The sequence below is a fragment of the Atlantibacter subterraneus genome (assembly GCF_007570865.1).
In the GTDB taxonomy this organism is placed as follows: Bacteria; Pseudomonadota; Gammaproteobacteria; order Enterobacterales; family Enterobacteriaceae; genus Atlantibacter; species Atlantibacter subterraneus.
Window position 1 is genome coordinate 418,463 of the sequence record NZ_VLPS01000005.1, and the last position, 22,374, is coordinate 440,836.

A 22,374-nucleotide genomic window follows, 5' to 3' on the forward strand; every position below is an offset into this window, starting at 1 on the left:
AAAAAGGCCGTACTACACTACGCGATGCGCCTCCAGGATTCCACTTCTGCACCGTTAGCGGTTATAGTGGCATTATTGGGCGAAGGTGAGGCAGACCTCGCTATGCTTACCCTACGGAAACACAATACAACGGGAGATGTTCATGACCTGGGAATACGCGCTAATTGGGTTAGTGGTCGGTATCATCGTCGGTGCCGTCGCAATGCGCTTTGGTAATCGTAAATTACGTCAGCAACAGGCCCTCCAGTACGAGCTGGAAAAAAACAAGGCGGAACTGGAAGAGTACCGCGAAGAACTGGTGAGCCATTTCGCCCGCAGCGCCGAACTGCTGGACAACATGGCCCACGACTATCGCCAGCTGTATCAGCACATGGCGAAAAGCTCCAGCAGCCTGCTGCCGGAAATGTCAGCGGAGTCCAACCCGTTCCGCAATCGCCTGGCAGAGTCCGAAGCCGGTAACGATCAGGCCCCGGTGCAGATGCCGCGCGATTATTCCGAAGGCGCATCCGGTCTACTGCGCAACGGCGCGAAACGCGATTAATCGCTACACAGCATTTTTTCCTCAGGGCGCGATATTCGCGCCCTGTTTTTTTGTGCCTGACGTATAGTAAAGGATATCAATCGAAACAATGTCTCCATTGTTACCCGTTCGGGAATTCAATAACATCGACACGTTTTGGGTGACATTTCTTATTCCAGGTTGCGAGAGCGAGCATTCATGAAAAAACAAACCCTGTTGTTGAGTGCGTTAGCGTTAAGTGTCGGGTTATCTCTCTCGGCACCGAGTCAGGTAGCGGCGGCGATCCCGTCCCAGGTGCCGGGCCAGGCGGCGATCCCAAGCCTTGCCCCAATGCTGGAAAAAGTGCTGCCTGCGGTGGTCAGCGTGCAGGTTGAAGGCACCGCCACCCAGAGCCAGAAAGTCCCGGAAGAGTTGAAGAAATTCTTCGGTGAGGAGCTGCCCGATCAACCTGCGCAGCCGTTTGAAGGCCTGGGCTCTGGCGTCATTATCGACGCGGCCAAAGGCTATGTGCTGACCAACAATCACGTCATTAATCAGGCGCAAAAAATCAGCGTTCAGCTCAATGATGGCCGCGAGTTCGACGCCAAACTGATCGGCGGCGACGATCAGAGCGATATCGCACTGCTGCAACTGCAAAACGCCACCAACCTGACACAAATTAAGGTTGCGGATTCCGATGCCCTGCGCGTCGGCGATTTTGCCGTAGCGGTCGGCAACCCCTTTGGTCTGGGGCAAACTGCCACCTCGGGGATTATCTCCGCACTGGGCCGTAGCGGGCTCAATCTGGAAGGGCTGGAAAACTTCATTCAGACCGACGCCTCAATTAACCGCGGCAACTCCGGCGGCGCGCTGCTGAATCTTAACGGTGAGCTGATCGGCATTAACACTGCGATCCTTGCGCCGGGCGGCGGTAGCGTCGGTATCGGCTTCGCCATTCCGAGCAATATGGCGCAAACCCTGGCGACCCAGCTGATTCAGTCCGGCGAAATCAAACGCGGCCTGTTAGGCATTAAAGGCACCGAGATGAGCGCGGATCTGGCAAAAGCCTTTAATCTCAACGTTCAGCGCGGCGCATTCGTCAGCGAAGTGTTGCCGAATTCCGGCTCGGCGAAGGCCGGGATTAAATCCGGCGACGTGATCGTCAGCCTGAACGGCAAAACCCTGAGTAGCTTTGCCGAGCTGCGCTCACGCATCGCCACCACCGCACCGGGCACCAAAGTTAAATTAGGATTACTGCGCGACGGGAAGCCGTTGGATGTGGAAGTGACGCTGGATAAAAGCACCTCGTCTTCCGCCAGCGCCGATATGATTATCCCGGCCCTGCAGGGCGCGACGCTGAGCGACGGCCAGCTGAAAGATGGCACCAAAGGCGTCACCATCGAAAATGTCGAGAAAGGCAGCGCGGCGGCGCAGGCTGGCTTGCATAAAGATGATGTGATTATTGGCGTCAACAGCGATCGCGTCAGCACCATCGCTGAGATGCGCAAACTGATGGAATCCAAACCGTCCGTTATCGCGCTGCACATCGTGCGCGGCAACGACAGCATCTATCTGCTGCTGCGTTAACGGTTTTGCTCACGGACATCACACCGGCGCGTGTGATGTCCGCTAATCTCATGGTATGCTGCCCCGGTCTCCCTGCTAACTAACGTTTACCCATGTTTCTGAAGCTTTTACGGCCCGTCTTTCTTGGACTGATTGTCGCTGCGCTTTTGCTGGCGCTGATGCCGTCATTACGCAAAAACGACGCCGAATTGACGCCTGCGTATAACAGCGCAGATGACACGCCGCTGAGCTATAACTCGGCGGTGCGCCGCGCCGCGCCTGCGGTGGTGAACGTCTATAACCGTGGCGTCAGCAACGGTGGGCGTAATCAGCTTGAAATCCGTACCCTGGGTTCCGGGGTGATCATGGATCAGCGCGGCTATATCCTTACCAATAAACACGTGATTAACGATGCTGACCAGATCATCGTCGCGTTGCAGGATGGACGAGTATTTGAAGCGCTGCTGGTCGGCTCCGACAGCCTGACCGATCTGGCAGTGTTAAAAATCAACGCCACCTCGCTGCCGATTATTCCCATCAACGGTAAACGCATGCCGCATATCGGCGACGTGGTGATGGCGATTGGCAACCCCTACAACCTCGGGCAGACCATTACCCAGGGGATTATCAGCGCCACCGGGCGTATTGGCCTTAACCCGTCTGGTCGACAAAGTTTCCTGCAAACTGATGCCTCGATTAACCACGGCAACTCCGGCGGCGCGCTGGTCAACTCGCTCGGCGAGTTAATGGGCATCAACACCCTGTCATTTGATAAAAGCAACGACGGCGAAACGCCGGAAGGGATCGGCTTTGCGATCCCCACCCAGTTGGCGACCAAAATTATGGATAAGCTGATCCGCGATGGCCGCGTTATTCGTGGCTATATCGGTATTGGCGGGCGGGAAATCTCGCCGATGCACGCCCCGGCGGCAGGCATCGATCAGATCCAGGGAATTATCGTTAATGAAGTGACCCCGGACGGCCCGGCGGCGCATGCCGGTGTTCAGGTCAACGACGTGATTGTCTCGGTAAATAACAAACCCGCCATTTCGGCGCTGGAAACCATGGACCAGGTGGCGGAAATTCGCCCTGGCTCGGTGATTCCGGTGGTGGTGATGCGTGATGATAAGCAACTCACGCTGCAGGTCACCGTTCAGGAATACCCGGCAACCAACTGACAGGTGAAAAAAAACCGGAACTCACGTTCCGGTTTTGCTTTCTTAACCCGCGACGATTACTTGTTAACGAACTCTTCGCCCAGGGTAATGTCTTTTTTCAGGGTATCCAGCATACCTTCCAGCGCCTGCTGCTCAAACGCGCTCAGGGTGCCGATGCTCTGACGCTCTTCGATACCGTTTTTACCCAGCAGCAGCGGCTGAGAGAAGAAACGCGCATGCTCGCCGTCGCCTTCAACATAGGCGCATTCCACCACGCCTTGTTCGCCCTGCATCGCGCGAACCAGCGACAGGCCGAAACGTGCCGCCGCCTGGCCCATCGACAGCGTCGCCGATCCGCCACCCGCTTTGGCTTCAACCACTTCGGTGCCAGCGTTCTGAATGCGTTTGGTCAGGTCAGCCACTTCCTGCTCGGAGAAGCTCACGCCCGGGATCTGGGACAGCAGCGGCAGAATGGTCACGCCAGAGTGGCCGCCAATAACCGGAACTTCAACGTCGGTCGGCTGTTTGCCTTTCAGTTCCGCCACAAAGGTGTTGGAGCGGATGATATCCAGCGTGGTCACGCCGAACAGTTTGTTCTTATCGTAAACGCCGGCTTTTTTCAGCACTTCCGCCGCAATAGCAACGGTGGTGTTTACCGGGTTAGTGATGATACCGATGCACGCTTTCGGGCAGGTGGTCGCAATCTGCTGCACCAGGTTTTTTACGATGCCCGCGTTGACGTTAAACAGGTCAGAGCGATCCATACCCGGTTTACGCGCCACGCCTGCGGAAATCAGCACCACGTCCGCGCCTTCCAGCGCCGGAGTCGCGTCTTCGCCGGAGAAGCCTTTGATCTTCACCGCGGTCGGGATATGGCTTAAGTCAACAGCGACGCCCGGGGTAACCGGCGCGATGTCGTAGAGGGAGAGTTCTGAACCTGAAGGCAGTTGGGTCTTGAGTAGAAGGGCAAGCGCCTGGCCAATACCACCGGCCGCGCCGAGGACTGCAACTTTCATCCTAAACTCCTTATTATGATTTGCAATTAAAGTGCCGTTACTCCTTGGATGGCGACCATGATGATCCAGGGCGGAAGTCATTACAATCTTTTCACCTTCAGATTGAGAAGTCATACCGGCTCTTAATAGCACAGCCTTCACGCACGTCAGGAAAATAGCCGGATCGCTACCGAAGCAACATATCAACAGGCGGTTACATTACACCCTCTTTAATCATCAAAACAACATCAATTTCATAACATTTGATTTACTTAATGGCTTATTTTCGAGTCGTGACGCAGGCATGTTCACCAATAACAAAATTTGATAAAATCCGCCGCTTTCATAACATTATTTCAGCCACTTTTTCGGCCTGGCATTTGCATAAAAATTCAGATAAATGCATAATAATGTTGTTTCTTTCGCCAGATTGTAGGTGACCTATGCGCGGCTCGGCAAAACAAGAAGAATTAGTCAAAGCTTTCAAAGCCTTATTAAAGGAAGAGAAATTCAGCTCTCAGGGAGAGATTGTCCAGGCGTTGCAGGACGAAGGTTACGAGAACATTAACCAGTCCAAAGTCTCCCGCATGCTGACCAAATTCGGCGCGGTGCGTACCCGTAACGCTAAAATGGAGATGGTGTATTGCCTGCCGGCAGAACTGGGCGTACCCACCACCTCCAGCCCGCTTAAAAATTTAGTGCTGGATATTGATTACAACAATGCGGTGGTGGTGATCCATACCAGCCCGGGCGCTGCGCAGTTGATCGCACGCCTGCTCGACTCGTTGGGTAAAGCGGAAGGGATCCTGGGCACTATCGCCGGGGATGACACTATCTTTACTACCCCAGCCAAAGATTTTTCGGTGAAAGAACTGTACGAAGCCATTCTGGTACTGTTCGAACAAGAACTTTAAGCTTTCACTATAACCGCCGCGCCTGCGGCGGTTATCGCTTCTGTTACGTCCCCGGAACGCCCTTCTACCGTCAAACGTTACAACCTCATTACATCTCATCTAAAAAGCACAAAACATCAAATTCACTTATCCCGCTGATTTTACTGGATTTGAATTTCTTAAAAGCACTAAAGGTGAATTTTTTATAACCACAGAGCATAAAAAGTCCGTTTCTGGAAACAAAGTTTCATTGTAAATAATTAGCGTGGTATTAATTTTTAGCGTGATTAGTGTATACTTGATTTTGTGATGAGGGTCACGAAATGAGACCCCAAAGATAAAGATAAAAAATACGACGAGGTAACGATCATGAAAATCAAATCAACCGTAGCAACGTTAAGCCTGCTTTCAATGCTCTCCTTTGGTGCTTTTGCCGCAACGTCTATCGATGCGCAACAGGCCCAGGGTCGTCAGTCACTCGGCACCATCACTGTCTCTTCCGTGACCAGCTCACCAATGGACATGCGTGAAATGCTCGACCAGAAAGCGCAGGAAAAAGGCGCATCCGCCTACCGCGTTATCGAAGCGCACACCGGCGACGAATGGCACGCCACTGCCGAGCTGTACAAATAAGCATTAACTCTGTTCACCTGCATAAATGAATCGACCTGTGGTCCGTACAGTGCGTTCACCTGCCGACCACAGGCACTAATCGAGGAAACGACTATGAAAACTAAATTTACCCTTGCCGCAGTTACTCTGGCTTCCCTGATGGCTTTCGGTGCTAACGCCGCGGTACAACAAGTTAGCGCACAGGATGCCCAAAACCTGCAATCCATGGGCACTATCTCTGTTGCCCAGCACGGCAGCTCGCCGATGGATATGCGTGAAGCGCTGGCTGAAAAAGCCGATCAGAAAGGCGCGTCGGCTTACCGCGTGATCGAAGCACGTACCGGTGACACCTGGCACGCTACCGCAGAGCTGTATAAGTAAGACCTCGTCGTCGTGTCCGACGACTTGCCCCAGTTCGCCTGGGGCTTTTTTCGGTCATGAAGAATGGCGAATATTGAAGCGGAGTTGGCCTTCCAACTCCTCTTCTGCTTCATCAAACAGCAAAATCAGCGCCCCAAACCGCCGACGGTTCTCTTCCGATAAGTGAACGAACTCGATCTCCAGCGGCAACGGCAAATACCCCTCCGTCACCACCTCCCATAAACTATCGAGATTATTCACCTGCTGCTTCGTCAGCCCAAACATCCGGGTAAAATCGCGATAAAAATCCGCCTGATCGGTGATTTCATCAAAGTCAAAAGTGTAGATTTGCATTGGTCGTCACCCATCATTGTGGTCACCGGTTACAGTCCGCCGATATGCAGCGTTTTCACTTCCAGATACTCTTCCAGCCCCAGCACCGATCCTTCACGCCCCAGACCCGACTCTTTCACGCCGCCGAACGGTCCCAGCTCGGTCGAAACCGCACAGTCATTCACGCCGATCATCCCACTTTCCAACTGCGATGAGACGCGGAATGCCCGCTGGAGATTCTGAGTATAGAAATAGGCGGCCAGGCCATACGGCGTATTGTTGGCGCGCTTGATCACCTCTTCTTCACTGCTGAAGCGGAAGCAGGCGGCCAGCGGCCCGAAGGTTTCTTCCTGGGCGAGCTTCATATCGTCGCTGGCGTCAATCAGTACCGTCGGCTGCCAGAAATTGCCGCCGAGTTCGTGGGCTTTACCGCCCGCCAGCACTTTTGCGCCTTTGGCGATGGCATCTTCCACGTGCTCGCGCACTTTATCCACGCCCGCTTTCTCAATCAGCGGCCCGACAATCACGCCCTCTTCCAGGCCATTGCCGACTTTGAGTTGGTTCACCGCCTCGGCCAGTTGATTGACGAAGCGATCATACACGCCATCCTGAATAAAGAAGCGGTTGACGCTGACGCACACCTGCCCGGCGTTGCGGAATTTATTGGCGATCGCGCCTTTCACCGCTGCATCGATATCCGCGTCGTCGAACACGATATACGGCGCATTGCCCCCTAACTCCATGGAGACTTTTTTCATGGTTTCCGCCGCGTTGCGCACCAGGGTTTTGCCCACCGCCGTTGACCCGGTGAACGAAATTTTGCGCACCTCGTGGCTTTCCATAATCGCATCGCTGATTTCCGGCGTCTTACCGGCTACGGCGTTAAGCACGCCATCCGGAATGCCCGCCTTTTTCGCCAGTGCCAGCAGTGCGAACGCGCACAGTGGGGTGTTATTGGCGGGTTTGATCACGCCGGTACAGCCCGCAGCCAGCGCCGGACCGAGTTTGCGGGTCAGCATTGCCATCGGGAAGTTCCACGGGGTGATGGCCGCCACCACGCCCACCGGTTCGCGGGTCGCCAGGATGCGCGAGCCGGGCTTGGCTGGAGGAATAATTTCGCCGTTAGCGCGTTTCGCCTCTTCGGCGAACCACTGGATAAAACTGGCCGCGTAGTCCACTTCGCCTTCCGCTTCTTTCAGCGGCTTACCCTGTTCCAGAGTCATTAACCGCGCCAGCCAGCTTTTGTTTTCGTTAATCAGTTCAAACCAGCGATACAGCAAGGTAGAACGCTCTTTTGCCGTCTTTTCCCGCCAGGCCGGGAATGCCTTGCTGGCTGCCGCGATAGCGGCCTGAGTCTCTTTCTTACCCGCTTTCGCCACTTTGGCAATGACTTCCCCCGTCGCCGGATTCAGTACGTCAAAGGTCTCGTCGGCCTGATGCCATTCGCCATTAACCAGATAGCCCGTCTTAAAGAATTCACTGTCCTGGAGTGCTTGTGTTGTCATCGTTTCCTCCTGATGGATGGTGCTTTTTTGGAACCTCGGCTAAGTATAGCTACAAAAAAACCGACGCCCGGGCGTCGGTTTTTCAGGCTGTGCGGCGGTCATCAATTATCAGTCAGGGCATGCTGATATTTTCGCAGCATCGCGGTCAGCCGCTTCACCGACTCGGTGACCGACAGCGGCGCTTCCCAGACCTGCAATTTTTGCTGATAAATATCGAGCTCATCCAGCAGCTGCAAAAACGTCTGGTGGCGCTTATCGTCGCTGGAAGCCGATACCACCCGGTCAGCGGTGCGGCGCAGCTGACGGTGAAACGCCGACAGATCGTCATTCTCGGGGATCGGTGCATCGCGCAGCCGCTGGTGGGCGATGATAAGGTTCAGCGCCAGGCGAAACTTAGCGATATCGCCAGGGAATTTGCTGAGCAGCAAAAACAGCTGTTGATACAGTGCCGGAAGATGGTTCTCTTTGCGCCGCGCCTTGTTGGTGGTCATGGAGGAAACCGCCGCCAGCATAAACCGGTTGAGCAAGGCCCGCCCGGTTTGCGCCTGTGAATTGTCGCGGATCAGCAGGATCACCATCATCGCCAGGAAGCAACCCACAATCTGGCCGAGGGCGCTGTCGAGAAAGCGGCTGAACTCAAAGGTCATCGGGTTATCCAGCACGATAATGTTGATGGTACTGGCCAGCGCGCCCAGCGAACCCAACCGCCGCTTTTGCACTTCAATACCGATAAAGAACCCGAGCAGCGCCAGGCTAATGCACAGCAGCAGCATGCTCTGCTGAGTCGCGGGCAGCACGATCAGGAAGTAAAACGCCCCGAGCGGCAGCGCCGCCAGCGTGCCCAGCAAAAAATCCAGCGACACCATCCGCGGGTTAGGCAGGCGCATCGCCAGCGCCGTCACCACCGCGATCATCACCATCGCGCCGCTGCCGGAGGTCCAGCCGGTCCACAGCCAGAACAGCGTGCCGAGCATGCAGGATACCGTGGTGCGCCAGAAGTTGATCATTGCGTGATGACGCTCCGCCGAGGCCGCTTTCACCACCACTTCGCCTTCGAGGATTTCTTCCTCCACGGCACTGATGCGCGTATTACCGATTACCCCGCGCTTCAGCAGCAGAAAGCGCGTCGCCGCGCCCACCCAGCTATAGAGGGTGACCGGCGTATCGCGCTCGCCGGTCCAGGCCATTGCCCGACGGATAAATTTCAGACGCTTATGGACATCCGCCACCGTTTCGACCGGCTCGCTGAAAAACTCGTGGTATTCCGGCGGCACCGCTTCCGGACGGGGGTTCTGGATCAGATAAGTTTCGCAGGCCTGGGTGATTAAGGTCAGGGAAAGCGTATTGATGGCTTTTAAGCGTTGGTTGGCGCGCGCCCAGCGCGACGATTCCATATTCAGGTTGCTGCGCATCCCTTCCAGCGCCGTGGTGCGGCGCACCAGGTTGCCCCAGGCTTTATCCACCACCTCGCTGTCGCCGTGGGCGATACACAGCTGCATCAGGCGATAATGATCCACCAGCAGCGCGTCCAGTTCGCGGTCGATTTCCTGCTTGATGGAGCGCGGGGAGAACAGCAGGTCGGCAGCAATGGCGCAGCAAATGCCAATCACAATCTCGCTGCAGCGCTCTACCGCGAACTGCGGCGTCAGCAGCGGCTCGGCCTGAACGGTGATAACGATAATTAACGCGGTATAGCCTGCCAGCCCCCATGCATAGGAGTTCTCGACTTTAACCAGTGAGGAGATCCAGGTGCAAAAACCGGCCCAGATACAGCACACCATCAGCATCACCACGGGCGCGCGGATCATCGCAATAATAATAATCAGCGCGGCGATGCTGCCAATAAACGTCCCGACGATACGCAGCATCCCGCGATAGCGGATCGCCCCCGACCACGGCTCGCCGCCTGCGGCAAACGCCGGGCCTGCCGCCACAATCGCGGCGGTTAACACCGCCCAGCGCGGGGTTTCCAGCTGAAAATGGAAACCGATAAACAGCGCCAGCACGATGGCCGTAGCCAGTTTCAGCGCAAAACGAACGTGCTGCGGCGCAATGGAAAAAATACCCATGGGATTAACCAAATTCGCGCAGGCGGTGCATCAGGCGATTAAACGGCGATGCGTTACGGTTATCCCGGTCGGCTTCGCCGGTAATCACCACGGTTGCCGTGGTGCCTGCCGGGAACAGATTACCGGTCTGTTCATCCAGACGAATACGTACCGGCACGCGCTGGGCCAGACGCACCCATTCCAGGTTGGAATCCACCGACGCCATACCTTTGCCGTCGTTGCTGCTGCTGGCGTTGGTGACGCCCGCCGCGACGCTATCCACGGTGCCGTGCAGCACACGGTTGCTGCCAAGTGGCGTAATTTCCGCGCGGAAGCCAGGGCGCACGCCTTCCAGCTTGGTCTCTTCCATATAGGCCAGCACGTAGAACGAGTGCTGCTTAACCAGCGCCACGGCGGTCGAACCGCGGGTGATAAACTCCCCGGCGTAAACGTTGAGGTTGGTCACCCAGCCGTCAGCAGGCGCACGGATCACGGTACGTTCTAAATCCAGCTTCGCCAGGTCGCGGGTCGCTTGCGCGCGCGCCATCTGATGCAGCACGGTTTGCAGCACGTTGTTGGACTGGTCGATCTCTTCGCGCGACATGGCCTGGATGCCCAGTTTATTACGGCGTCCGGCCTCACGACGTTTTTCAGCGGCCAGCGCCTGGTAATAAGAGACATCCGCTTCGGCTTCGTCCAGCGCCTTCTGGTAGCGCGGCTGGTCAATGGTGAACAGCACCTGATCTTTTTTGACCAGTTGGTTATCGTGAACCATGACCTGAGTAATCAGCCCGGCGACGTCGGGCGCGATGGCAACCACATCGGCGCTGAAACGCGCATCGCGCGTCCACGGCGATTCGGTGTAGTAAACCCAGGCACGGAAGATGGCGACGAAGGCCAGCGCAACCAGCGCCAGCGTGATCGCCGTTCGGGATATTTTTCTTGTAAGTGCTTTCACATCAACCTCAGACAAATAAGCGCGATATCAGATAAAACAGGCAGCAATACAGCGCGGTATTAAACAATGCCGGATGCCAGACAAAATCATAGATCCCTGTCGGGGTCAGCAAACGGCGCACCAGCCAGAAAATCGCCAGTGACAAAAGCAGCTCGAAGAATATCGGCGGAAAAGAGAGACCGAAAACCACGATAACCGGAAATAAACTCATACGAACCTTGATTAGCGTGCAGGCGAATTAGTGATGGATAACCGGGTGCACAAAGTCAGGAAGGACTGTGGACGCGTGCGGGTTAGTTACCTCGTTAATAATATATTAACGTAATTTATAATATGTCATCTATCATATGTGATCTAAATCACTTTTCACTCAGAGTGAACAATGGAACGCCTGAAACGAATGTCGATTTTCGCGCGGGTTGTTGAGCAAGGCTCTTTTACCCGCGCCGCTAAACAGTTGGACATGAGCGTCTCGTCCATCAGCCAGACCGTGTCAAAGCTGGAGGATGAATTGCAGGTCAAGCTGTTAAACCGCAGTACGCGCAGCATCGGGCTGACCGAGGCAGGAAAAATTTATTACCAGGGCTGCCGCAAAATGCTTCATGAGGTGCAATCGGTACATGAGCAGCTCTACGCCTTTAACAACACGCCGATTGGCACCCTGCGCATTGGGTGTTCTTCAACTATGGCACAAAATGTCCTGGCGGGAATGACGGCGCAAATGTTACGCGAATATCCGGGGCTAACCGTCAATCTGGTGACCGGTATCCCCGCGCCGGATCTGATTGCCGATGGCCTGGACGTGGTGATCCGCGTCGGCGCGCTTCAGGATTCGAGCCTGTTTTCCAAACGGCTTGGCGCGATGCCAATGGTGGTATGCGCGGCTAAATCCTATCTCGCCCGCTACGGCACGCCGGAGAAGCCCTCGGATCTCGGCAATCATTCATGGCTTGAATACAGTGTGCGCCCGGACAACGAGTTTGAGCTGATCGCACCGGAGGGGATCTCCACGCGCCTGATCCCGCAGGGACGTTTTGTCACCAACGATCCGATGACGCTGTCGCGCTGGCTGATTGAAGGTGCCGGGATCGCCTATGTGCCGCTGATGTGGGTGATCGACGAGATCAATCGGGGCGAGCTGGAGATCCTGTTCCCGCGCTACCAGTCCGATCCACGCCCGGTTTACGCGCTTTATACCGAACGGGATAAGCTGCCGCTGAAGGTGCAAGTGTGCATTAATTATCTGACGGAATATTTCGCCGGAGTGGCGACGCTGTATCAGGAAAGGCGCTTCGGGAGTAAAGAGACGCGTTAATCAAACCCTCTCCGTTAAGAGAGGGTTGGCAGGAGGGATTACGCGGTACCGCCCACGGTCAGGCTGTCGAGTTTCAGGGTTGGCTGACCGACGCCAACCGGCAGGCTCTGGCCCTCTTTACCGCAGACGCCGACGCCGTTATCCAGTTTCAGATCGTTGCCGACCATGGAAATCTGCTGCATGGCTTCGATACCGGAGCCAATCAGGGTCGCGCCTTTCACCGGCGTGGTCACTTTACCTTTCTCGATCAGGTACGCTTCAGAGGTAGAGAACACAAACTTACCGGAGGTGATATCCACCTGGCCGCCGCCAAAGTTGGGCGCATAAATCCCGTATTCCACCGACTCAATAATTTCCTGCGGCGTGGATTTGCCCGCCAGCATATAGGTGTTGGTCATGCGCGGCATCGGCAGATGCGCATAGGATTCCCGGCGACCGTTGCCGGTCGGCGCAACGCCCATCAGGCGCGCGTTGAGTTTATCCTGCATGTAGCCTTTAAGAACGCCGTTTTCGATCAGCACGTTGTACTGGCCCGGCACGCCTTCGTCGTCAATGGCCACCGAACCACGGCGCGAGGCCATCGTGCCATCGTCCACCACGGTGCAGAGCGCCGACGCCACCAGCTGGCCCATCTGGCCGCTGAAGACGGAGGTGCCGCGACGGTTAAAGTCGCCTTCCAGACCGTGGCCCACCGCTTCGTGCAGCAGCACGCCCGGCCAGCCTGCGCCTAATACCACTGGCAGGGTGCCTGCCGGGGCGGCAACGGCGGAAAGATTTACCAGCGCCATGCGCACCGCTTCTTTTGCCCAGGCATCGGCGCGCACTTCGCCGTCTGATGCTTCGAGGAACCACTCGTAGCCAAAACGGCCGCCGCCGCCAGCGGAACCGCGCTCGCGCTTGCCGTCCTGTTCAACCTGCACGCTGACCGACAGACGTACCAGCGGGCGCACGTCCGCCGCCAGGGTGCCGTCGGTCGCGGCCACCAGAATCAGTTCATAGACGCCGGTCAGGCTGGCATTCACTTCCTGCACGCGGGCATCTGCCGCACGGGCCACGCCGTCGACGCGCTTCAGAATATCGAGCTTCTCTTCGCGGGTCAGGCTTTGCAGCGGGTCCAGCGAGGTGTACAGCGCTTTATGCTCTACTGCGCCCAGGGTTTGCACCCGGCCATCGCCCTGCTCGCGCACAATGCTGCGCGCCGCATGAGCGCTTTGCTCCAGCGCCAGCAGGCTGACCTGGTCCGCATAGGCAAACCCGGTTTTCTCGCCGCTCACGGCGCGTACGCCCACGCCCTGGTCAATATTGTAGGAGCCATCTTTAATGATGCGATCTTCCAGCACCCAGGATTCGTGATAGCTCGACTGGAAATACAGATCCCCGTAATCCACCCGGCGTTCGGCCAGTTGACCGAGGATGGAAAACAGATCTTGATGGTTCAGGCCATTCGCAGACAATAACTGCTCAGTTACCAGGTTCAGACTCATCGGTACGCTACTCTTCTGGGGATTCATAATATCGAGCTTGCGGCAATTCATTGATGCCGTCAAATCATTGCGCCTTCCCGTCGCGGGGTTCACGCAGCACTTCATTAATCTGCGGCTTATCAAGCGGGCCGGAGATATGGTAACGCAGCACGGAGATTTTACTCCACAGCGGGCCAAGCACCTTGCTGGCGGCAAACACCGCTGCGCCAACAATCGGGTTAACCACGAAGGCCGTGGCAACGCCCACGGTGGCAGAAATTTCCGGCGCGATAATCGCTTCCATATCCAGCTGACGACGCACCAGGTCAACCGAGCCTTTCATGGCGATATCCGCTTCCAGGCCATCCACCAGCGTATCGTCGGTGTGTAACACGCCATCTTTAATCCACGCGGTACTGCGAATGGAGTCGAAGTAAAAACCGTTGCCAAATGTATCGCTGAAGTCGAGACGCAGCTTACGCAGCAGGGCGTCGAAGCTCATCAGGCGCAGCAGCTGCCCAGCGTGGCCGGTGTCGACATCTTCGATTTGTCCTTTGCCGAGACGGGCATGCAAAATGCCATTGAGCGTGGCTTCATCCGGTTTCCAGGGCATATCCCGCCAGTGGAGATCGTAATCAAAATCGAAAGATGAGCCCTGAATCGGCGTTGAGACGCCAAAGAAATTGGTCGCGGCGTCGATCTTCTTGCCTTTCAGAGTGCCTTTTAGCGAGGTGCGCGGCTCGGTGGTGCGGTTTACCCATTCGCCATCGGCGGTGAGCTTTGCGAAACCGGTGTCGACCACGCCGTTTGATAATTTCAGCGTGTCGCCTGAAATAGCAACGTCACCGTCGATGCGGCCATATTTCTGGCCCCACAGCCAGCACTCCGCACAGCGCAGCTGCACATCAGGCCAGCCGCTGAAATTGATACGCTGGTCAGGTATCGGGCTGGCGGGCGCTTTGGCACCGGTGACCGCGCTCCACACCGGATTGAAATACAGATATTTAATTTCCGCCAGCCACGGACCGGTTTTATTCATTGCCAGCGAGCCGTTAATTTCCCGGCCCTGCACCGAGACGTCATTCCCCCGGAACCCGCTGCGGGAAATAATGCTGACGTTGTTCCACTGTTGCCCGCCCAGCGTCAGGGCCGGGGTGCGTAAGGTGACATGATCCGGGAACTGCGTGGCGTTGCTGACGTCATCCGCCGCCCCTTTCTGGAATAGCCCCAGCCACTCTGCGCCGTCCAGCGCCGGCAGGTTGAGTTCCACGCCCGCCTGGTCCGGCAATGGCGGTAAGGTTTTGCTGTCAGAAACCCAGATGCCGCGATCGAGGGTCAGTTTATTGCCCAGCAGCCAGCGGCTGTTAAAGCGATGCCCGTCGCCCGCATTGCCCGTTAAATTGAACCCACGCAGATCGCCTTTAACGTTTACCGTCAGAGGCAAAGGCTCTCCGGCGTCTTTACTGGCAGGAGAAGGTAAGCGACTGCTCACTTCCTTTAAATCGCTCTTCACGGCTACGTCATACTGCGCGCTGCCTTTATACGGCAGAGTGATGCCGACTTTGCCCTGCCAGGGTATGCGGCCCGCCAGCGCGTCGTTGATCGGTTTCGGCAACAGCCCGGTACGCGTCGGCTGCCAGTTGGCATCCAGATTGACACCCACCTGGTAGGCCTTATCGCCTTGTTTGGTGTTGAAATCGAGATTCAGCGGCTGATTGAACCAGGTGGCGCGCATCGGTTCACTTTGCAAATCGCCGTTCACGAAACTGAATTTTCCGCTCAGGTTATGAACGGTACTGTCGAGGGGCTTGATATACAGCGTGTTGTCGTCCAGCACCACATCACCTTTCGCCGTCACCAGCTCGCCAGTAAACGGGATATCGAGATGTAAGCGAGCATTCACATCGCCATCAAGCTGGAGTTCATCCAGCGCCGCGCCCAGTGAATCATCTAACGGGGTCTGTTTGAAATACGGTCCAACCGCCTTGCCTGGCCCGGAAATGTCCGCATCGATCAGCAGTGTTTCTTTGGCGTAATCGGGGATATTGGCGGTAATGTTGCGCCCTTTTACCCCGCCCAGCATGGCTTCCGGCGATTTCATCCACAGGCCGTCATTGATAAAGTCGAGTTCGACATCAATGCCCTTCAGCGCAGGCCAGTCGGGCTGGAACGCATAGGTCGCGTTACGTACCGGCACCAGCACTTCAAACTGGCCTTCGTTTTTATAGTACGGGAACAGCTTCGGGTTGCCGCCGTAAACCAGCGTGGCGTTGTCGGCTTGCCCGCCCTGTATCGCGCCGCTCAGGTAATCCACCAGATGCTTGCCCATCAGGTTTTCCGGGAAGTAGCGCCACGCCTGGGACGCGTCATCGGTGCTAATGCCCGCAAGGATCGCCAGCCACGGCTCGTCACCGACCGGTTGCTGGTAGCGGAAGTCGCCCCGCGCATGAACCGCCGTGGCTTTGACATCAATGTCTTTGCCGTCCAGCGTCAGCCCCCCGGCGTCTTTGCGCCATTCCAGCGTCGCTTTGCCATCGGCAATTTCCAGCGGCGCGCGGAACACCCCTTCATACGGCATCTTCGCCTGTTTCATGCTGGCGGTAACGCGGCCATTCTCCACGCTGCCAGAAAGGGTACCGGAGAAATTCTCCGCGCCCGGCATCAGTTTCCACTGGTTCCAGGAGAGGTTATCCCACTCGCCCTGGAAACGCGTTTTCTCGGTGGCCTCCAACGGGATATCCAGCGCCAGGGTGTTGAGATGTCCTTTGGGACGCAGCGTATTCCACACTTCACCAAAAGATGGAGAGAGTTTGGTCGTTATCGGGATCAGACCATTCAGCCCCTGGAGTTCAAGATTATTGGCCCGGATGCGCAGTTCGTCGCTGGATTGGCGATCCACGCCGCCGACTTCCTGAGCTGGCAGCCATGCCAGCGTTAACGCGCCTGCGGGCCAGGGCGTATCGTCAATGGAAATATTGGTACGCGGAATATCTAACTGCCAGCCCGCGCCCTCTTTACGCAGGTGAGCGGTCAGATTATCCACCTGCAAATGATGGGGCTGACTGTCGCCCTGCCAGGAGGCACCGCCGCGCTTCAGCCAGACGTCCCCGTCGGCGATATCGCCTTTGCGAATGTTAATCCAGGCGGCAAGGCTGAACTGCGCGGTAGAAAGCGAGACGTTATCGGTCATCCACCGGCCCAGCCAGGGCTTGACGTCCACATCGTCGGCCTCCAGCCAGATGGTGCCGTTGCTTAGCAAGCCGTCATCGTCGCGCAGGTCCATACGTAGTTGCATGGTGCCGTGCTGACCGGTCAGGCTGGACAGGCTGATTAAGCCTTCCGCGCGGTGGCGATCGCGGCCATTAAGCCAGGTCAGTTTGGGGATAGCCAGTTCAGCGCGCTGGCCGGACAGGGTGATAAAGCTGATATTGCTGTCGCGCAGATCGAACTGATCGAACTGGCGCAAAAACAAATCGCTGATTTTATTGGCCGGGATCGGCTCTCCGCTTTCACTCTGGGTAAAAGGGGTATTGGTGCGGATGTTTAGCTGATAAAACGTCAGATCGCGAAACTGCCAGCGCGCATGAAGCAGGCTCTGCCATACGTCCAGCGCCAGGGTGACGCGCTTCACCGTGAGTTCGCCGCCCTCTTTCAGGCCCGCTTTAATATCGCGAACTTCCAGGGTCGGGCCAAAATTTTGCCATGAGGCCTGAAGATAGCTGGCGTCCACCGGCGCGCCGGTGGCGGCGCTGATTTTCTCAAGCAGTGCGGGACGCCAGGTATTGAGATGCGGCAGAGCCAGACGCAACCCGCTCACCAGCAGGGCGACAATCACGACCAGCGTTGCGCCTGTAAGTAACAGTATGCCCGGCAGTCGCCTCACATTCCTCTCCTTGTCATCCGCCATCGCGGAGCGTAGGTTACCTGCACCGGGTTACATCATAACCACGTCAAACTGCTCCTGGTTATAGAGCGGCTCAATTTGCACTTTAACCTGCTTGCCGACGAAAATCTCCACCTCGGCCAGCGCATGGGACTCTTCGCTTTTTAGCGCTTCCGCCACCGCTGGCGCAGCGTATACCAGGAAACGATCGGACTCATACGCATGATGCACGCGCACAATTTCACGCATGATTTCGTAGCACACGGTTTCAACGGTTTTCACCGTGCCGCGGCCGTGGCAGGTCGGGCATTCGTTACACAATACGTGCTCGACGCTTTCACGGGTACGCTTGCGGGTCATCTCCACCAGCCCCAGTTGGGAGAAGCCGTTGATGCTGGTTTTCACCCGATCTTTGCTCAGCGCCTGCTCCAGCGAATGCAGCACCCGGCGGCGGTGGTCTTCATTATTCATATCGATGAAATCAATAATGATAATGCCGCCCAGATTACGCAACCGCAGCTGGCGGGCAATCGCCTGCGTCGCTTCGATGTTGGTATTAAAGATAGTATCGTCGAGATTGCGGTGGCCGACAAAAGCGCCGGTATTGATATCCACGGTGGTCATGGCTTCGGTCTGATCGATGATCAGATAGCCGCCGGACTTCAGCTCGACTTTGCGCTCCAGCGCGCGCTGGATTTCATTCTCAACGTCGTAGAGATCGAAAATCGGCTGGCGGCCCGTGTAGTGCTCCAGCTTGCTGGTCATCTCCGGGATGTATTCCGCCGTGAACTCCAGCAGCATGTCATAGGTCAGGCGGGAATCGACGCGGATTTTATCCAGCGAGGTGTCGGCAAAATCGCGCAGCACACGCTGGGCCAGCGCCAGTTCTCCATACAGCTGGTAGCGCGTTTGATGGCGTTTTTTACGCTCCATCACCTTGGTCCAGACGCGTTTCAGGTACGCCGCGTCAGAAGCCAAATCCTCGGTACACACGCCTTCTGCCGCGGTGCGAATGATAAATCCGCCCTGCTCGTCGCAATAATCCGCCACCACCTTTTTCAGGCGATCGCGCTCGGATTCACTTTCGATACGCTGGGAGACGCCCACGTGAGACGCGCCAGGCATAAACACCAGATAGCGGGACGGCAGGGTGATGTCGGTAGTCAGACGCGCGCCTTTGGTGCCGAGCGGATCTTTAACCACCTGAACCATTAAGTCCTGGCCCTGACGGACCAGTTCAGAGATATCGCGCACGGTGAAGTTTTTTTGCTCTTCACCCGCTACGCATTCGGTATGCGGCATGATGTCGGAGGCATGAAGAAACGCGGCCTTATCGAGGCCAATATCGACAAATGCCGCCTGCATACCCGGCAGAACCCGGCTGACGCGACCTTTGTAGATATTCCCAACGATCCCGCGGCGCGCTTCCCGTTCGATGTGAATTTCCTGGAGGATCCCGCCATCGATATACGCCACCCGGGTTTCCGAAGGGGTCACGTTTACTAACAGTTCAGCCGTCATGTTCTCTTCTATCCTTCACGCAGTGAGTTAAAGTTACTCAGCAACTCATACGTTTCCACCAGCGGTAAGCCGACTACGGCGTGATAGCTGCCATTAATCTTCCTGACGAAACAGCCACCCAGCCCCTGAATACCGTATGCACCTGCTTTATCCATAGGTTCACCGCTGGCGACATAACCGGCGATATCCTGTTGCGACAGTACTCTGAATGTCACTTCGGTCATGACCAGGCAATCCATGATGTGTTGGCGGTCAGCGATAGCCACCGCCGTCATCACCTGATGCGTATGGCCAGAGAGGCGATGCAGCATCGCGCAGGCATCGTCCGGCGACTGCGGTTTTTCCAGCACCTCGCCGTTGAGGATCACAATCGTATCCGCACCCAGCACCGGCAGATCGCACGGCGCCTGCGCCACGCCCGCCAGGGCTTTATCGCGCGCCAGGCGTACCACGTACTGCTGCGCGCTTTCCTGCGGCTGGCGGCGTTCTTCCACGTTTGTGACGATGCGTTCGAATTCGACGCCCAGCTGCGTTAACAGTTCCTGACGACGCGGCGAGCCTGATGCGAGATAAATCGCTGACATAATCCCTCTTATTGCACTGCAAACTGCTGGCGAATTTTACGCATCAACAGGAAAAGCCACGGCCAGAGTATGCCGTTCACTACACTACTCCAGAACACTTCCGGCTTGAAAGAGACGTTGATCACTAAAAATTCAGCCCAGAAAACAATAATATCCGAAGCCAGTGAAAGTAAGACCACCACCAGTGCCTGTTGCCAGAGCGCCAGATTCCTGAAGAGCTGATATTTAAGCGCCACCAGATAGGCAATGATACACAGCGACAGGGCGCGAACGCCCAACGTAGAGCCACTAATGAGATCCAGTATGGCACCCATCACGAAACCTGTACCGACATTTACGCGATGCGGCAGCGCCAGGATCCAGTAAAGCAGGATCAATAATACCCAATCTGGCCGGAAGGCCAGCAGATCGTCCGGCCAGGGCATTATTTGCAATAACAAGGCGATAAGGAAAGAGAGCCAAATAACCCAACGTCCCTGACTTCGATAACTCGCCACTATTGCCCTCCCGCAGCGCCAGGCGCAGCAGGCGCGGGCTGGGTAATGCCGGTTGCTGGCGCAGGTACGGGCGCTGGCGGCCCCATCGCATCCGGCGACGGCAGCACCTGCGGCATCATCTGCATCAGACGCTCATTCGCCACGCGATGCACGTCTTCCGGCGTCATCGGGTTAGCACCGTTGCGGTCGGCTCCCCACAGCAGCAGCAAATAGCGTAAGCGCTGAAGACCTGCGGTCGGACGCGCCTGAATCACGGTGTAAGCCCGCTGGGTATCCAGCTTCACGGAAGAGACCACCGCAACCGGATAGCCTTCAGGGAAGCGGCCGCCCAGGCCGGAAGTGACCAGTACATCGCCAACGCGAATGTCGGTATTTGCCGGGAGATGCTCAAGCTGCAAATCGTCGGTACAACCGTTGCCTGCAGCGATTACGCGGATATCATTACGCAATACCTGGATCGGCAGCGCATGGGTCGCATCGCAAATCAGCAGTACGCGGCTGGTGAGTTTCGCTACCGCCACTACCTGGCCCACGACGCCTTTGTCGCTGATCACCGGCTGGCCTTCATACACGCCGTTGACGCTGCCTTTGTCGATCACCACCTGATCGCTATAGGGATCGTTCACGGTGGAAATCACCTGGGTGACCATTTTCTGCTCGTCCTGACGCAGCGGCGAACCCAGCAGCTCGCGCAGACGCGCATTTTCCTGGCGGTACTGGCCCAGCAACAGAATTTCGCTGTTCTTTAACAATAATTCCTGACGCAGCGCCCGATTTTCTAACTCAAGCTGATCGCGGGACGCCAGGGTTTGAGACACATTGTCCAGTAATTGACGTGGACCGTTTGATACAAAGTAGAAGGGGCTGACGGCGGTATCCATGTACGTTCGGATTTGACTGAACGTACCGAGGCGGCTGTCGGCGATAATGACACCAAGCGCCACCAGAACCGCCAGGATCAGGCGAAACTGTAGCGACGGGCCACGGCTAAAAATTGGCTTCATAGGCTATGCGTATTCCTCGGCTGCAAGAAAAGGGCAGACCTTGCGGGCTGCCCCCTTTCCTGCGGCTGATTACTCTTCGCTGAACAAATCGCCGCCGTGCATATCGATCATTTCCAGTGCCTTGCCGCCGCCGCGGGCTACGCAGGTCAATGGATCTTCCGCGACCACTACCGGAATGCCAGTTTCTTCCATCAGTAGACGGTCAAGGTTACGCAGCAGTGCACCACCGCCGGTGAGCACCATACCGCGCTCGGAGATATCAGACGCCAGCTCCGGCGGGCACTGTTCAAGCGCAACCATCACGGCGCTCACGATACCGGTCAACGGTTCTTGCAGCGCTTCGAGAATTTCGTTGGAGTTGAGCGTAAAGCCGCGCGGCACGCCTTCTGCCAGGTTACGACCGCGCACTTCGATTTCACGCACTTCATCACCCGGATAGGCGGAACCGATTTCATGCTTGATACGCTCTGCGGTGGCTTCGCCGATCAGCGAGCCATAGTTACGACGCACATAATTAATGATGGCTTCGTCAAAACGGTCGCCGCCGATACGCACGGAGGAGGAATACACTACGCCGTTCAGGGAAATGACCGCGACTTCGGTGGTACCGCCACCGATATCCACCACCATAGAACCGGTTGCTTCGGAAACCGGCAACCCGGCACCGATAGCGGCCGCCATCGGTTCTTCAATCAGGAACACTTCACGTGCGCCTGCACCCTGCGCGGATTCGCGGATGGCGCGGCGTTCAACCTGGGTCGCGCCAACCGGCACACACACCAGCACACGCGGGCTTGGACGCATAAAGCTGTTGCTATGCACCTGCTTGATGAAGTGTTGCAGCATTTTTTCCGTGACAAAGAAGTCGGCGATCACGCCGTCTTTCATCGGGCGAATCGCCGCGATGTTGCCAGGCGTACGGCCCAGCATTTGTTTCGCATCATGACCGACGGCGGCAACGCTTTTCGGCGAGCCTGCGCGGTCCTGACGAATGGCCACAACGGAAGGCTCATTCAGTACGATGCCTTGTCCTTTTACATAAATGAGGGTATTCGCGGTACCCAGGTCAATGGACAGGTCATTGGAAAACATGCCACGAAATTTTTTCAACATACTAAGGGATAATCCTGAAAGCTGGGGCGGAAAACAAAATCCGCTTACTTTACCAACCACACGACGCA

General features: G+C 56.5%; 19 protein-coding genes and 1 pseudogene. 7 read left to right on the plus strand and 13 right to left on the minus strand.

The genetic code is table 11. The annotated features are described in order from the left end of the window. Positions 1-142 precede the first annotated feature (142 nt). The 3 genes from zapG (at position 143) to degS (ending at position 3,243) form a co-directional block, all read left to right on the plus strand. On the plus strand, positions 143-541 hold the full coding sequence (gene zapG / locus FND52_RS11750; protein WP_002437469.1) for a Z-ring associated protein ZapG: 399 nt from the start codon (positions 143-145) through the stop codon (positions 539-541). Between the two features lie 177 nt (positions 542-718). Then, positions 719-2,086, plus strand: a complete 1,368-nt coding sequence (gene degQ / locus FND52_RS11755; RefSeq protein WP_125293003.1) for a serine endoprotease DegQ — start codon at positions 719-721, stop codon at positions 2,084-2,086. A gap of 92 nt (positions 2,087-2,178) precedes the next feature. Continuing rightward, positions 2,179-3,243 (plus strand): outer membrane-stress sensor serine endopeptidase DegS, encoded by a 1,065-nt coding sequence (degS, locus tag FND52_RS11760; protein WP_125293002.1) that lies wholly within the window; start codon positions 2,179-2,181, stop codon positions 3,241-3,243. A gap of 56 nt (positions 3,244-3,299) precedes the next feature. On the opposite strand, the gene mdh is transcribed toward degS, so the two are convergent. Then, positions 3,300-4,238 (minus strand): malate dehydrogenase, encoded by a 939-nt coding sequence (gene mdh / locus FND52_RS11765; protein WP_125293001.1) that lies wholly within the window; start codon positions 4,236-4,238, stop codon positions 3,300-3,302. A 422-nt stretch (positions 4,239-4,660) separates the two neighbouring features. Between mdh and argR the strand changes: the two genes are divergently transcribed. From argR to yhcN (FND52_RS11780), 3 genes are all read left to right on the plus strand, one after another. After that, the gene (gene argR / locus FND52_RS11770) at positions 4,661-5,131 is read left to right on the plus strand and encodes a transcriptional regulator ArgR (RefSeq protein WP_125293000.1); all 471 of its coding nucleotides are present in this window, start codon (positions 4,661-4,663) and stop codon (positions 5,129-5,131) included. Between the two features lie 348 nt (positions 5,132-5,479). Then, positions 5,480-5,743, plus strand: a complete 264-nt coding sequence (gene yhcN, locus FND52_RS11775; protein ID WP_144130972.1) for a peroxide/acid stress response protein YhcN — start codon at positions 5,480-5,482, stop codon at positions 5,741-5,743. Positions 5,744-5,836: 93 nt separating this feature from the next. Continuing rightward, positions 5,837-6,103, plus strand: a complete 267-nt coding sequence (gene yhcN / locus FND52_RS11780; RefSeq protein ID WP_125292998.1) for a peroxide/acid stress response protein YhcN — start codon at positions 5,837-5,839, stop codon at positions 6,101-6,103. A gap of 54 nt (positions 6,104-6,157) precedes the next feature. Here yhcN (FND52_RS11780) and FND52_RS11785 read toward each other — a convergent pair whose 3' ends face one another. The 5 genes from FND52_RS11785 to aaeX form a co-directional block, all read right to left on the minus strand. Beyond that, positions 6,158-6,436, minus strand: coding sequence for a barstar family protein (locus FND52_RS11785; RefSeq protein ID WP_125292997.1), 279 nt, complete (start codon positions 6,434-6,436; stop codon positions 6,158-6,160). 29 nt (positions 6,437-6,465) lie between these two features. After that, positions 6,466-7,920, minus strand: a complete 1,455-nt coding sequence (locus tag FND52_RS11790) for an NAD-dependent succinate-semialdehyde dehydrogenase (protein ID WP_144130974.1) — start codon at positions 7,918-7,920, stop codon at positions 6,466-6,468. A 101-nt stretch (positions 7,921-8,021) separates the two neighbouring features. Next, a complete protein-coding gene (gene aaeB, locus FND52_RS11795) occupies positions 8,022-9,989 on the minus strand; it encodes a p-hydroxybenzoic acid efflux pump subunit AaeB (protein WP_144130976.1) in 1,968 nt (655 codons plus the stop codon). A 4-nt stretch (positions 9,990-9,993) separates the two neighbouring features. Then, entirely contained in the window at positions 9,994-10,926 is a 933-nt protein-coding gene (gene aaeA / locus FND52_RS11800) for a p-hydroxybenzoic acid efflux pump subunit AaeA (RefSeq protein WP_125292994.1), read from the minus strand. A gap of 7 nt (positions 10,927-10,933) precedes the next feature. Beyond that, positions 10,934-11,137 (minus strand): p-hydroxybenzoic acid efflux pump operon protein AaeX, encoded by a 204-nt coding sequence (gene aaeX, locus FND52_RS11805; protein ID WP_002437480.1) that lies wholly within the window; start codon positions 11,135-11,137, stop codon positions 10,934-10,936. 171 nt (positions 11,138-11,308) lie between these two features. On the opposite strand from aaeX, the gene aaeR reads away from it, so the two are divergent. Continuing rightward, positions 11,309-12,241, plus strand: coding sequence for an HTH-type transcriptional activator AaeR (gene aaeR, locus FND52_RS11810; protein ID WP_125292993.1), 933 nt, complete (start codon positions 11,309-11,311; stop codon positions 12,239-12,241). 38 nt (positions 12,242-12,279) lie between these two features. On the opposite strand, the gene tldD is transcribed toward aaeR, so the two are convergent. The 7 genes and pseudogenes from tldD to mreB form a co-directional block, all read right to left on the minus strand. Beyond that, entirely contained in the window at positions 12,280-13,725 is a 1,446-nt protein-coding gene (gene tldD, locus FND52_RS11815; RefSeq protein ID WP_144130978.1) for a metalloprotease TldD, read from the minus strand. 64 nt (positions 13,726-13,789) lie between these two features. Next, entirely contained in the window at positions 13,790-17,587 is a 3,798-nt protein-coding gene (yhdP, locus tag FND52_RS11820) for an AsmA2 domain-containing protein YhdP (protein ID WP_144130981.1), read from the minus strand. A 51-nt stretch (positions 17,588-17,638) separates the two neighbouring features. After that, on the minus strand, positions 17,639-19,108 hold the full coding sequence (gene rng, locus FND52_RS11825) for a ribonuclease G (RefSeq protein WP_125292990.1): 1,470 nt from the start codon (positions 19,106-19,108) through the stop codon (positions 17,639-17,641). Then, positions 19,098-19,692, minus strand: a pseudogene (locus tag FND52_RS11830) (Maf family protein). The gene rng and the pseudogene FND52_RS11830 overlap by 11 nt, the downstream one beginning before the upstream one ends. An 8-nt stretch (positions 19,693-19,700) precedes the next feature. After that, positions 19,701-20,189 carry a rod shape-determining protein MreD gene (mreD, locus tag FND52_RS11835; protein WP_125292988.1) on the minus strand — a complete coding sequence of 163 codons (489 nt, stop codon included), beginning with the start codon at positions 20,187-20,189 and terminating at the stop codon, positions 19,701-19,703. After that, on the minus strand, positions 20,189-21,193 hold the full coding sequence (gene mreC / locus FND52_RS11840) for a rod shape-determining protein MreC (protein WP_125292987.1): 1,005 nt from the start codon (positions 21,191-21,193) through the stop codon (positions 20,189-20,191). Before mreC ends, mreD begins: the two co-directional genes overlap by 1 nt. 69 nt (positions 21,194-21,262) lie before the next feature. Continuing rightward, on the minus strand, positions 21,263-22,306 hold the full coding sequence (mreB, locus tag FND52_RS11845) for a rod shape-determining protein MreB (RefSeq protein WP_000913396.1): 1,044 nt from the start codon (positions 22,304-22,306) through the stop codon (positions 21,263-21,265). Between the last annotated feature and the right edge of the window lie 68 nt (positions 22,307-22,374).

What these genes read in the sequence shown, in the direction of transcription:
- yhcN (WP_144130972.1), top strand. Translation starts at nt 5,480, where the DNA reads ATGAAAATCAAATCAACCGTAGCAACGTTAAGCCTGCTTTCAATGCTC.
- mdh (WP_125293001.1), bottom strand. Translation starts at nt 4,238, where the DNA reads ATGAAAGTTGCAGTCCTCGGCGCGGCCGGTGGTATTGGCCAGGCGCTT.
- tldD (WP_144130978.1), bottom strand. Translation starts at nt 13,725, where the DNA reads ATGAGTCTGAACCTGGTAACTGAGCAGTTATTGTCTGCGAATGGCCTG.
- aaeR (WP_125292993.1), top strand. Translation starts at nt 11,309, where the DNA reads ATGGAACGCCTGAAACGAATGTCGATTTTCGCGCGGGTTGTTGAGCAA.
- argR (WP_125293000.1), top strand. Translation starts at nt 4,661, where the DNA reads ATGCGCGGCTCGGCAAAACAAGAAGAATTAGTCAAAGCTTTCAAAGCC.
- FND52_RS11790 (WP_144130974.1), bottom strand. Translation starts at nt 7,920, where the DNA reads ATGACAACACAAGCACTCCAGGACAGTGAATTCTTTAAGACGGGCTAT.
- zapG (WP_002437469.1), top strand. Translation starts at nt 143, where the DNA reads ATGACCTGGGAATACGCGCTAATTGGGTTAGTGGTCGGTATCATCGTC.
- rng (WP_125292990.1), bottom strand. Translation starts at nt 19,108, where the DNA reads ATGACGGCTGAACTGTTAGTAAACGTGACCCCTTCGGAAACCCGGGTG.
- yhcN (WP_125292998.1), top strand. Translation starts at nt 5,837, where the DNA reads ATGAAAACTAAATTTACCCTTGCCGCAGTTACTCTGGCTTCCCTGATG.
- aaeX (WP_002437480.1), bottom strand. Translation starts at nt 11,137, where the DNA reads ATGAGTTTATTTCCGGTTATCGTGGTTTTCGGTCTCTCTTTTCCGCCG.
- FND52_RS11785 (WP_125292997.1), bottom strand. Translation starts at nt 6,436, where the DNA reads ATGCAAATCTACACTTTTGACTTTGATGAAATCACCGATCAGGCGGAT.
- mreC (WP_125292987.1), bottom strand. Translation starts at nt 21,193, where the DNA reads ATGAAGCCAATTTTTAGCCGTGGCCCGTCGCTACAGTTTCGCCTGATC.
- degQ (WP_125293003.1), top strand. Translation starts at nt 719, where the DNA reads ATGAAAAAACAAACCCTGTTGTTGAGTGCGTTAGCGTTAAGTGTCGGG.
- mreB (WP_000913396.1), bottom strand. Translation starts at nt 22,306, where the DNA reads ATGTTGAAAAAATTTCGTGGCATGTTTTCCAATGACCTGTCCATTGAC.
- aaeB (WP_144130976.1), bottom strand. Translation starts at nt 9,989, where the DNA reads ATGGGTATTTTTTCCATTGCGCCGCAGCACGTTCGTTTTGCGCTGAAA.
- degS (WP_125293002.1), top strand. Translation starts at nt 2,179, where the DNA reads ATGTTTCTGAAGCTTTTACGGCCCGTCTTTCTTGGACTGATTGTCGCT.